Source organism: Streptomyces antarcticus (genome assembly GCF_026627255.1).
GTDB classification, from domain to species: domain Bacteria; phylum Actinomycetota; class Actinomycetes; order Streptomycetales; family Streptomycetaceae; genus Streptomyces; species Streptomyces antarcticus.
On the sequence record NZ_JAPNLM010000004.1, the window covers coordinates 172,281 to 183,666 of the forward strand.

Genomic DNA, 11,386 nt, shown 5'->3' on the forward strand with positions numbered 1-11,386 from the left:
GCTCAGACCACCGTCACCGGGTGGCGCACGACCGCGTCGAACAGGTAGCCCTGCGTGTTGTGGGCCGCCGTCGCGGGCTGTGTCCGCCCGGTGGCGTCCGTGGCCCGCGCCAGCAGCGCGGCCGGACCCGTGGCCCGCGGCGTCCACGGCAGCGACCAGCGCACCCAGCCGCCCCGGCGCGGCGCGTCGTGGAGCCGGGCCCGCTGCCAGCGCGCGCCCCCGTCGGTGCTGACCTCCACCCGGTGCACCGGCGCCGCGCCCGACCAGGAACGGCCGGTCAGCAGCCGCGTACGGTGCACGGGGAGCGTCGCCCCCGCCTCCAGCTCGAAGGCGCTCTTGAGGGTCTGCCGGGTCAGCGGGGCACTGCCCTGCGGGGGCTGGCCGGGCCCGAACAGCCGGTACAGGTCCGTGTTCCACGGCGTGTACAGCGGCTCGGCGCTCACCTCGATGTCCCCGACCCACTTGATCGAGGAGATCCCGATCCAGCCCGGAACCACCACCCGGACCGGTCCGCCGTGGTCGAGCGGCAGCGGCTCGCCGTTCATCTCGTACGCCAGGATCACGTCGTCCAGGGCCTTCGACACCGGCAGCGGACGCCGCACCCGCCCCAGGTTCACCCCGTTCGTGACCACCTCGTCGTCCAGCCCCCGGGGCAGCACGTCGACGGCCGCTCGGGTCACGCCCGCCCGCCGCAGCACGTCGGAGAGCCGGGCGCCGCGCCAGCGGGCCACGCCGATCGCGCCGAGGGTCCAGGCCGTGCCCGTCACGGAGCGGGCGCGTCCGCGCGCCCACTGCCGCAGGCGCGCACGGTCGTACTGGCTCTCGTCCGACAGGTCGAGGGGCATGGCGGGACACTCCTTGGTCGCGATTCCCGACGGACCGTAGAAGCCCACCCCCACCTGCGGGAACCTTCTCGCCGCGATGGCCACGAACCTGCAACACGGCCGCAATGCCGGGCCCGATTACCGCTGCGCAGCGCCGTTCGGCAGGATGGGCCGCATGACCGAGATCCTCACCCCCCGCCTCATCCTCCGCCGCTGGCACGACGACGACCTCATCCCCCTTTCCGAGATCAACGGGGACGCGGAGGTGATGCGGTGGATCGGCGACGGCTCGGTCCTCGATCTGGACGAGACCGCCGAGGACCTCGAGCGCATGGAGGAGGAGTGGGACGAGGAGGGCTTCGGCCTCTTCGCCGTGGAGCTGCTCGGCTCCGGCGAGCTGATCGGCGTCGTCGGCCTCTCGCTGCCGGAGTACCTGCCCGAGGTCATGCCCGCCGTCGAGATCACCTGGCGCCTCGGCCGCCAGTACTGGGGCCAGGGCTACGCCTCCGAGGCCGCCCACGCCACCCTGGAGTTCGCCCTCCAGGACCGCGGCCTGGACCGGGTCGTGGCGATCAACCGGGCCGGCAACGACGAGTCCGAGAACGTCATCCGCAAGCTCGGCATGGTGGCCGAACGCGACACCACCCACCCCGCGTACGGGCACCTGCTCCAGGTCCACGGCATCGACCTGACCGAGTACGAGGCCTGAGCCCACGCCCCGGCCGGCGCCCGACAGGACGGCCGGCCGGTGCGCATCGGCCGATCGGATGACCCCGGGGTCGTCCGCTCCGCCCTCGGGCTGCGGCCGCCGGGCGGACCGGCCGGGGCCCGCCGCGGGACCACCATGGACCGGGGGAGAGGAAGGGCGCAGGCGGCCCCTCCCGCCCCGGAGCCGAGAGGAACCCCATGGACCCGCACGACCGACCGCTCCTCGACGCCGCCCGGCGCGGCGACCCCGCCGCGGTCGCCGCGGCGCTCGCCGCGGGCGCCGACGTCGAGGCCCGCGACGACCAGCTGCGCACCCCCCTGCTGCTCGCCGCACTCGGCGACCACACGGCCGCGGCCGCCCTGCTCCTCGCGGCCGGAGCCGATCCCAACGCCCCGGACTCCCGCGCCGACAGCCCCTGGCTGGTCACCGGGGTCACCGGCAGCGTCCGCATGATGCGCCTGCTGCTGCCCGCCGGCCCCGACCTGAAGCAGCCCAACCGGTTCGGCGGGATCTCCCTCATCCCCGCCGCCGAGCGCGGACACACCGCTTACGTGCGCGCCGTGCTGGAGGAGACCGGCACCGACGTCGACCACGTCAACCGGCTCGGCTGGACCGCCCTGCTGGAGGCCGTCATCCTCGGCGACGGCGGCCCGCGCCACGAGGAGGTCGTCGCGCTGCTGCTCGCGGCCGGCGCCGACCCCGCGCTGGCCGACCACCACGGGACCACCCCGTACGAGCACGCCGTGCGCCGCGGCTTCCACGGCATGGCCCGCCTCGTGCGGGCCGCGCAGGAGGACCGGGGGACCGGCCGGTGACCCCCCGCGCACGAGGCTCCCGTACGGCGCTCGCGGCGCTCGCCGCCGCCCTGCTGCTCGGAGCCTGCGCCGGACCCGGGGAGGCCGCCCCGGCGCCCTCCGCCCCGGCGCCCTCCGCGTCCGCCCCGCTTCCGGCGGCCGCGGCGACGCCCCCGGGCACGCTCCTGACCGCCGACTTCGGCGCCGGCACCGTCACCTTCGTGGACCCGGTGCGCGGCGCCGTGGCCTCCGTACCCGTCGGCAGGGCCCCGTACGGGCTGGCCGTCGGCGCCGACGGCCGCGCCTGGGTGGCCACAGCCGAGGGCGTCACCGTCGTCGACACCCGCACCCGCGAACGGCTGGCCCGCATCCCCCACCGCACGGACACCGGCCCGGCCGCCGACGGCGAGTACCGCGGCGGGGGCATGGGCATCGCGCTCTCGCCCGACGGCGCGCACGCCTACGTCGGGGTCAACGTGCCCGGCACCACGGGCATGCTGGAGGTCATCGACACGGCGGCGCGCGAGGTCACCGCCGTCGTCCCCGTGGGACGGCGCCCCTTCGACGTGGACGTGTCGCCCGACGGCGCCGAGGTGTACGTGACCGGCCACGACTCCTTCGACGTGACCGTCGTCCCGGCCGGCTCGCTGCGTCCGCGCCGGATCGAGGTCGCCCCCTACGGCACCGGGGGCGGACTCGGTTCCTGGCTCAAGCCGCACTACGCGGCCGTCCGCCCGGCCGACGGGAAGCTGCTGCTCCCCTTCGAGGGCGAGCGGCTCGCGGTGGTCGACCCGCGCACCGGACGTACCACCGTCGAGCCGATGACCGCCGACACCCACCAGCACGGCGCCACGATGACGGCGGACGGACGGCTCCTGGTGGTGGGCACCGGGGCGGTGGAGCCCGGCGACGGCGAGGGACCCTCGCTGACGGTGCGTTCCCCGGACGGGACGGAGCGGGTGTTCCCGCTGGACGGCCCGCACGAGGACGTGGCCGTCTCGCGGGACGGCCGGACCGCCTACGTCACCGGCGGGTTCACCCGCGACGGGTACTGGAACGGCATCACGGTCGTCGACCTGGACTCGGGCGCCACCCGCCGCCTGGCCGCGGGTGACCGGCCGCTGGGCGTCGCCGTGCTGTGAGCGGGTCCGGGCGGGGGGCCGGGACGCGGGGTCGCACCGCAGGGGTCCCGGTCAGGCCGGGCCCGTTCCGGGGGCCTGGGCCCCGCCGCCCGCCCTGACCGCGGCGACGGCGGCCGCGTGCAGGGCGGCCGGGTCGCCCCGGTGGGGGAGGGGGCTGCCGGTCAGGGTGTACCACTCGTCGGCGTCGGTGTACTGGACGTCGAACCGGACCAGGCCCCCGTCCTGTTCCGTTGTGCGCACGGTGAGCGGGCCGGTGATGATCCCGACCTCGTCGGTCATCGCGCCGCCGGGCCCGGCCTGCGCCTCGTCCTGCCACTGCCGGGGCGCGGGCGTCGCGCCGGTCATGAGGCGCAGGTGTCCAGCATCGTGGTGAGCATCTTCTTCTCCGGTTCGGTGACGGTCAGTTCGTACGCGGACTTCACGGTGGTCCAGGCCCGGCCGTACTGGCACCAGCTCGCCTTGTTCGGCGGCTGCCACAGGTCCGGGCTCTGGTCGCCCTTGGACCGGTTCGAGGCCGCGGTCACGGCCAGCAGCTGCGGGAGGGTCAGGTCGTTGGCGAAGGCCTTGCGCCGGGCGGCGTCCCAGCCGGCGGCGCCCGAGCGCCACCCCTCGGCCAGCGGCACCATGTGGTCGATGTCCATCTTCCCGGCCTCGGTGACGAGCACCCCGTCGTACAGGCTCTTCCACCTGCCGGACACCGCCTTGCACTCACCGTCCTGCTTGACGTCGGCGCCGTCGCGCCTGAGGACGGTCTCGCGGGTGTCGCACTTGTTGCCCTGCTGCGCCCAGTGCGTGAACCTGTCGCGGCTGTACCCCGCCATCGTGCCGACGGGCGCGACCTTCAGCGCCGCCAGTCGGGTACGGGCCACGGCCGCGGTGACCAGGCCGGGCAGGGCGTCGCCGGCCGCCGGTTCGCCGCCACCACCCGGCTTGCCGGGGTCGGCCGGTGTGCCCCCGTCCGCCGACGGGGAGGCCGCCGGAGTCCGCGCCGTGGAGGGCGGCTTGCCGTCGGGGCCGGTCCCCAACGGCCCGGAACACCCCGCCGCGGCCAGCAGCAGCCCCGCGGCCAGCACCGCACCGGGCACGCGTATCTGACGAACCATGACCCCACCCCAAACCCGACTCCGCGTCAATGTCCCCGGGAGCCTACCCAGAACCGGACATTCAACCGGACCGCGACCCTCCGGAGGGTGTTGTCAGTGGCTCTCGCTAGTCTCCCGGCATACCGCAGCTCAGGGGGGTCCCACCCCCTTGGACAAGGCTGCGCGGAACCGGGCGGGACACGCGGGAGAGGTGCGGGCGGATGGCATGGCTGGCAGCGGGCGAGGGGTATGAAATCGCCCTGGTGGAGGGGCGGGTGGCGGCGCGGTCGACCGCCGGCCGCGCGAGCGGGAAGCAGTTGAAGACACTGCCCAAGGCACTGAAGGACCATCCCGAGGTGGACCGGCTGCGCCGGCTCGCCGAATGGCTCGACCGGCACGAGGCGTCCTGCGTCGCCCAGGTCGACGCCTGGATGGTGTCCTCACTGCCGGTGCCGACCGCGCTGATCGCCCGGGTCTGGCCCGACGAGGCCTGGCAGCGCGCCCTGCGCGACCTCGCCGTCGTCGGCGAGGACCCGAAGGAGACGGGCTTCCTGCGCGACGCCACCGCCTCCGGTGATCTGAAGGTGGTCGACCTCGACGGCGAGACGGTCCGGCTCTCCCCGCGCACGGTGACCCTGCCGCACCCGGTGCTGCTGCCCGACCTGGAAGACGTACGGGAGTTCGCGGCCGAACTGGGCATCGAGCAGAGGGTCGAGCAGATCCACCGCGCCACCTGGCACAAGCCCGACGGGCTCGCGGAGACCGCCACCGAGGTCCGCGACTACGCGGGCGGCGTCTTCGCCACCCGCTTCGGCCTCGCCGCCCGGGCCACCGGCCTCGGCTACCGGGTATCCGGCGGCTACGCGACCTGCAAGGTCCGCGACGCGGGCCGCGGCCGCGCCGTCGAGGCGGCCGTGTGGATCGGCGAGCCGTACTACGAGGACGAGACGAGTACCGGCGGCCTGAACTGGCACGACGAGGACGGCCGGGCCGTACGCCTGGCGGAGGTCGGACCGGTCGCCTGGTCCGAGGGCATGAGGATGGCCGCGGCGCTGTACGCCGGGCGCAAGATCGAGGAGGGCGGGGACGCGTGAGCACCGACCGGACGGACAAGGACGAGACGGGCACCGGAGCGGTCACAGCCGGCACCGACGGCCCGGCGGGCGCGCTCGACGCCACTGGGGCGGCGGGCACCGGGGTGGCGGTCACCGGGGCGGCGGGTACCGGGGTGGACGCGCCACCGGTCGAGGCGGGCACCGGGGAGGCCGCGCTCCTGCTCAAGGCGGGCGCCGTGCTCCCGCCCGGCACCACCGGCGCCGGGCCCACCGCGGTCGAGCTGACCGCGCGCACCTACCGGCACCCCGCCCTCGGCGACGACCGCGTCGTCGTCCGGCTCGCCGCTGCCGAACTCGGCGCCGCCGAGGACCTCGCCGCGGGGTTCCTGGGACTCGTACGGGACGGGGACGAGCCGGCCGTCGTCGGCCTCGGCCGCCGCCAGGCCCTCGGCTTCCCCGAGTGGGTCCTCGTGCACCACCCCGAGGACGGGCACCACGCCCTCGCCGTCGTCCCCGAACTGGACCGGCTCGCCCGCCAGGCCAAGACCAAGCCCAAGGCCGCCCTCGACGCCTGCCACGAACTCGCCGGCCGGCTCGCCGCGTCCGTACCGCACTTCCTCCCCGTCTTCTACGAACAGGCCGCCCGCACCTTCCTCGCCGTCGAGAACACCACGTACGCCTCCCAGCTGTTCGGCCGCGCCCGCACCGCCGAGGCCCAGCACGGCCTCGGCGTCGACGAGGACCGCCTCGACGCCGTCTTCCTCGAGTTCGCCCTGGCCGGCGCCCTGCCGGTGAAGGTGCTCACCGGTTACGGCAAGGACCTGGCCGCCCGCGTCACCCCCGCCGAAGCCCACGCGCGCTTCCGCCGCCTGTGCGTACGCCGGACCGCCGGCGGGCTGCCGCCCTCCGCGCAGGCCGCCACCGAACTGCGCCGCCTGGCCCGCGCCGCCGGCCTGACGGGCACCGAGCCCGAACAGGACTACCTCGCCGAACTGCTGCCGCTGCCCGCCACCCTGCGCGCCGCGACCGGCTGGTGGAAGGCCCACCGCAGCGCCCTCGTCGCGCTGGCCCGGCGCGTTCCCGCCGTACGCGGCACCCTCCTCGGACTGACGCCGCCCGGCGGCGGCGACAGCACCGAGCTCACCGCCCTGTGGCTCGGCATCCTGGAGGAGTCCGGCGCCACCGCCGGCCTGGTCTCCGAGGACCTTCCCGCGGACCAGCGCTGCGCCGACGGCGCCGCCGGCTGGCTGGAGCGCTTCCACGCCGCCCGCCACGCCGGCTGGGGCCTCCACCCCACGCTCCCGGCCCTGCTCGGCCTCGTCGAGCGGTGCGCCCCGGCACTGCGCACCGAACTCGCCCGCCCCGGCCGCGAGGCCGGACTGCGCATCGGCGTCCAGGACGCCGACCTGCTCGACCTCCTGCTCACCCTCGGCCTCCCCGTCGCCGACCCGGACGAGAGCGACCGGCGACGCCGCCACGACCAGCTGGGCCTGCGCGACTGGGCCCGCGCCGACCAGCGCCGCGACCTGCTCGCCATCGCCGCCGACGCACGCTTCCACCCGGCGTTCGACCGGGCGCTGAACGCCCTCGGCGACGCCACCAGCGGCGCCGACATCATCCAGGCCGTCGCCGCCTCGCCCGGCGGCCGCCCGCTGCTCACCCGCTGGGTGCGCAGCGTCGCCGCGGACTCCACCGCCGCCGGCCTGCCGGGAGTCCCCGACGCCATCCGGCGCCTGACCTGGCTGCCCGCGGAAGGCCTCGCACTGGCCCCCGCGGAAGTCGCCGCGGCAGCCGCCACCGACCTCGCCGAGACCCTCGCCCGCACCCTGCGCGGCGGCCTCTTCGAGGAACTGCAGTGGACCTCCTGGGAGAGCGCCGTCGCCGAACTCTCCCCGCACCGGCGCTCGTCCGACCTGACCGTGGTCGAGGCCTGGCCCCACCTGATCGTCGCCAACCAGACGCAAGCCCGGGTCATAGACGCCGACTCCACCGTCCTCACCCACGACCTGCGCGTGCCCGCCGGCTCCGGACACCGCCTCGGATTCCACTACGTCGACGGCGAACTGCTCGTCTTCTGGTCCTCCTGGGGCGCCGGCCAGGTCCAGGGCTACTGGCACACCTCGCCCGGCACCGTCATCACCCTGGAGACCGACCGAAACCACTGGTCCCTGCGGTCCGACCACATCAGCCTGCCCCTGCCGGGCGGCGGCCGCGCCACCGGAGCGGGCGTCCTGCACGCCGGCGACACCCGGCTGCCCGAGGAGAACCCGCTGCTCGGCGACGGCACCTCGTACTGGGTCTGGCGCTCCCGCGACCAGCACCACGACGGCGGCTGGATCGAATACGACCCCGCGGGCCCCGCCTACGGCCGGACCTCCCGGCCCGCCTTCCTCACCGACGCGCCGCACGGCCACCCTGACACCGCCACCCCGCCCGGACACGGCTCCTGGCTGCGCCCCGCGCCCGAGGTCGCCGGCTCGGTGCTCGGCGCCCCCGCCGGCGGCCTGCTCGGCTGGCGCGCGGTACGCCTCCAGGGCAACGGCTGGCACGGGAGCGACACCGGCGGCCGGTCCGTCACCGTCCCCGAGGGCCACGACGCGCCCGTCGCCGCGGTCACCTTCCCCGGCGACCACCGGCCGCGCGCCCTCTCCCACCACTGGCGCGAGCTGAGCCTGACCGACCCGGACGGCGTGGTCACCGCCACCTCGCGCGGGGACCACGGGCACGCCGCCTTCGCCACCGGCAGCGTCGAACTCCCGCCGCTGTCCCACTGGTACGCCCTGCGCCCGCGCGACCCCGAGGGCTCGGCCGCCCTGCGCGCGGCCGACCGGGAGAGCGTCGCCGCCCTCCTCAAGGCCGCCGCCGCGGCCGAACTGGTCACCGACCTGCCCGGCCTGGTGAGCGCGGCCCTGCCGCGGGTCACCGCACCCAAGCTGATCGGCGGCATCGTCGAGGTGCTCCGCTTCACCCTCACCCAGCAGGAGGCCCTCGACGCCGTCGCCGCCCGGCTCCACCCGGACGGCGAAGCCACCGAGGACACCGTCCGGGGCCCCGCCGACCGGCTGATCGGCGACGCGCTCAGCGGGCTCATCGGCTCCGGCCACCACCGCTGGGGCAGCGACAGCGACTCCGCGCACCGGCTGCTGCGCGAACTCGCCGTCGCCCGCGCGCGGACCGACGCCGCCGCAGTCCCCGGCCGGCTCCACTTCGACGCCCCCGCGCTGCCGCAGTCCGGGCTCACGTGGACCGGGCTGCTGGACGAGCCCGCCGCCGTCGCCTACCGCGCCGTCGCGCCCGGAGCCGACGAGGAGCAGCGGGCGGCCCTCGCCGGGCTGCTCGCCGCCGTCGACGCCCTCGGCCTGGCCTCGGCCGAAGGCTCCGCGGGCCGTTGGCGCCGGATCCTGCTCCACCTGGACCGGCGCCACCTGGAGACCCCGGACGGCATCGGCCGCAACCTCCACCAGCGCTCCGTCCTCACCCTCGGCGGCGGCGCCGCGCTCGCCCTGACCGAGCACTCCGCGTCCGCCCCCGACGGGCACGAGTTCGGCGCCCTGTTCCACGACCCGACCGGCCGGTTCGAGGTGCCCGGCCCCTACACCGCACGCGGGGACGCCCCGCTCGGCGACCGGCGGCGCGGCCCCGGCTGGCTGTCCGGGTTCCTCGCCGCGGCCGCCGAGCACGGCCCGGCGCCCTTCCGGGCCGAAGCCGCCGAGGAGTTCGGCCGCCTCACCGGAACCTCCGGCGCGCTCGCGCGGCTCGTCGTCGCGGGAATGCCGCACCTCGACGGCTGGGGGCGCAACTTCCTTCCCCCGGAGCTGCGTACGGTCCTCGGCCTCAAGGCCGCCGACGCCGCCACCGCCCGCGACGATCTCAGGAACCTCGACGTCGACGTGCGACGGGCCGTCGTCGCCGCGCTGCTGCCCGCCGACCCGGCCCGGCTGTGGAGCGAGGGCCCGGACGCGGCCGCCGCCGCGGAGGTGTGGAACGCGCGCGTGGGCCGGCGTACGCCCGTACCGGACTGGCTGGCCACCGAGGCCGCGCGCGCCGTGTCCGGCGGGTGGCCCGCGCACCGTTCGCTGCCGGCCCTGCTCGACCCCGCGGCGTCGCGGGAGCTGAGCGTCGACGTCGCTTGGACCGTGCGGGGCGACCACGTGGAGCCCCGCGAGCCGGCCACCGATCCGTTCACCTCCTCCGTCCTGTTCGGAACCGTGGCCATGGCGGCCTGGCTCGCGCACCGGCTGCCCGCGGGCGACCCCGTACGGGGCGTGCTGCCGCCCGCGCTGACCGCCGTACGGCAGCGGCTCGCCGCGCCCGACCTGCTGCTCGGTTTCTGGACCTACACCAGCCTCGCCGACTTCCGGTCGGCGGCGGGCACCCCGACCGAGACCGCCGGGGACCACGAGCGCTACGGCGCGGTCCTGCTGCCCACCGCCGACGGCCGGCCCAAGCCCGCGCTGCGGACGTCCCTGCTGGACTCCACGGGGTCCGACCCGTACCTGCCGATGCTGCGCGGCACCGACCAGCACCCCTCGGGCGTCGAGGTGGCGCTGCGGGCCGTGCACGACCCGCGCTTCGCCGCGCTGCTCGCCGACCCGGGAACCCCGGCGGCGGGAACCGCCGACGCGGACGGCACGTGGTGGCCGCAGGACCCGAGCCGCTCGGTGCCGGAGGTGGTGGCGGAGGTCTCCGCCGCCCACGGCCTCGGCGCCGACGCGGCCGCCCTGTACCTGGCACTGCTGGCCATGCCCGACCCCACCGACCGCAACACGGCGCGCTGGACGGGCTGGAAGCCCGCCCGACTCAAGGCGGCCCGCGCCGAACTGGCCGCCACCGACCTGGTGGTGACGGCCAGCCGCAGCCGGGCGGGGCGCACGCTGTTCCTCCCGGGAGGATGGAGCGAGCAGTCCTCACCGGTGCTGCCGGTGGAACAGTGGAAGCTCCCGCTGTACGGCCTGGCGGCGGGCGGAGGGCCGGCCCTGGGCGTCCTGGTGCCCGGCGAACCGGCGGCGGAACTGTACCGGCGGGCCTGGGCACGCGTCCGGGAGGGCGACGGGCCCCGCTTCGAACAGCTCCAGGTCAAGCGCACCCGAAGGCGCCGCGGCTGAACGCGCCGCGGGGCACGCGGGGCCCGTGGGGGCCGGTAGGGCCGCTGGGCCTGCCGGGCTCCGGGCGCCGGGTCTGCCGGGCCTGTCGGGTCTACCGGGCGCCGGGTCTGCCGGGCCTTGCCGGGTCTGCCGGGCGCCGTGCCCTTCCGGCCCTTCCGGCCCTGCCGGGCGCCGCGCCCTGCTGGGTCTGTCGGGTCTGTCGGGCGCGGCCCTGCCGGGTCTGCCGGGCCTGCGGGGTTTACCGCGGCGACGGCCGACCGGTGACTTCCGCGCCGGCGGGGGCTGCCGGTCGGCCGGGCCTTGCCGGTTGGGCTCGATTGCCGTTGGGCTTGGCGGGCAGCCGGGCCCGGCTGTCGGTTGCGTCGGCTGTGAGCCGGGGCGGGGCCGGCTCCGGCAAGGGTTCCTCGGCGCCCGGGCCCTCGGGCCGCCCCGGTGGGACTCCCGGTTCCGGCCGGGCGTGGTGTTCGGACCGCGACCGCTTCGGCCCGGCCGTGTCCGGGCGGAGGGGTGCGACCCGGCCGCCCGTCCGCCCGTCCCGGCTTCGGAACGGCCGATGCGCCTCGGCTACCGGGCCCGGAACCGGCTTCGGAACGGCCGATGCGCCTCGGCCACCGGGTCGGCACCGGGTCGGCCCGGCCGGTATCCGTCCCGACTCCTGTGCGTCCTGCCCGTGTT

General features: G+C 76.6%; 7 protein-coding genes and 1 pseudogene. 5 read left to right on the forward strand and 3 right to left on the reverse strand.

The window, feature by feature from the left end:
- Positions 1-2: 2 nt before the first annotated feature.
- Positions 3-767 (reverse strand): annotated as a pseudogene (locus tag OTB16_RS08725) (molybdopterin-dependent oxidoreductase); the annotation flags it as partial.
- Between the two features lie 232 nt (positions 768-999).
- Here OTB16_RS08725 and OTB16_RS08730 point away from each other — a divergent pair.
- From OTB16_RS08730 to OTB16_RS08740, 3 genes are all read left to right on the forward strand, one after another.
- Positions 1,000-1,533, forward strand: a complete 534-nt coding sequence (locus OTB16_RS08730; RefSeq protein ID WP_267719394.1) for a GNAT family N-acetyltransferase — start codon at positions 1,000-1,002, stop codon at positions 1,531-1,533.
- 197 nt (positions 1,534-1,730) lie between these two features.
- Positions 1,731-2,348, forward strand: coding sequence for an ankyrin repeat domain-containing protein (locus OTB16_RS08735; protein ID WP_267719395.1), 618 nt, complete (start codon positions 1,731-1,733; stop codon positions 2,346-2,348).
- Positions 2,345-3,469 carry a YncE family protein gene (locus OTB16_RS08740; RefSeq protein WP_267719397.1) on the forward strand — a complete coding sequence of 375 codons (1,125 nt, stop codon included), beginning with the start codon at positions 2,345-2,347 and terminating at the stop codon, positions 3,467-3,469. The genes OTB16_RS08735 and OTB16_RS08740 overlap by 4 nt, the downstream gene beginning before the upstream one ends.
- Before the next feature lie 51 nt (positions 3,470-3,520).
- On the opposite strand, the gene OTB16_RS08745 is transcribed toward OTB16_RS08740, so the two are convergent.
- Both OTB16_RS08745 and OTB16_RS08750 read right to left on the reverse strand, forming a co-directional pair.
- Positions 3,521-3,814 carry a hypothetical protein gene (locus OTB16_RS08745; protein WP_267719398.1) on the reverse strand — a complete coding sequence of 98 codons (294 nt, stop codon included), beginning with the start codon at positions 3,812-3,814 and terminating at the stop codon, positions 3,521-3,523.
- Complete coding sequence (locus OTB16_RS08750) at positions 3,811-4,572, reverse strand: GmrSD restriction endonuclease domain-containing protein (protein ID WP_267719400.1); 762 nt, start codon at positions 4,570-4,572, stop codon at positions 3,811-3,813. Before OTB16_RS08750 ends, OTB16_RS08745 begins: the two co-directional genes overlap by 4 nt.
- Before the next feature lie 200 nt (positions 4,573-4,772).
- Here OTB16_RS08750 and OTB16_RS08755 point away from each other — a divergent pair, with 200 nt between their 5' ends.
- Positions 4,773-5,645: a DUF4132 domain-containing protein gene (locus OTB16_RS08755; RefSeq protein WP_267719401.1), complete on the forward strand. Its 873-nt coding sequence runs from the start codon at positions 4,773-4,775 to the stop codon at positions 5,643-5,645.
- On the forward strand, positions 5,642-10,711 hold the full coding sequence (locus OTB16_RS08760) for a thioesterase domain-containing protein (protein ID WP_420717651.1): 5,070 nt from the start codon (positions 5,642-5,644) through the stop codon (positions 10,709-10,711). The genes OTB16_RS08755 and OTB16_RS08760 overlap by 4 nt, the downstream gene beginning before the upstream one ends.
- Positions 10,712-11,386: the final 675 nt, after the last annotated feature.

Bases quoted from the DNA above. Each gene is read 5' to 3' on its own strand.
- OTB16_RS08730 (WP_267719394.1), top strand. From the start codon at position 1,000: ATGACCGAGATCCTCACCCCCCGCCTCATCCTCCGCCGCTGGCACGAC.
- OTB16_RS08735 (WP_267719395.1), top strand. From the start codon at position 1,731: ATGGACCCGCACGACCGACCGCTCCTCGACGCCGCCCGGCGCGGCGAC.
- OTB16_RS08745 (WP_267719398.1), bottom strand. From the start codon at position 3,814: ATGACCGGCGCGACGCCCGCGCCCCGGCAGTGGCAGGACGAGGCGCAG.
- OTB16_RS08750 (WP_267719400.1), bottom strand. From the start codon at position 4,572: ATGGTTCGTCAGATACGCGTGCCCGGTGCGGTGCTGGCCGCGGGGCTG.
- OTB16_RS08755 (WP_267719401.1), top strand. From the start codon at position 4,773: ATGGCATGGCTGGCAGCGGGCGAGGGGTATGAAATCGCCCTGGTGGAG.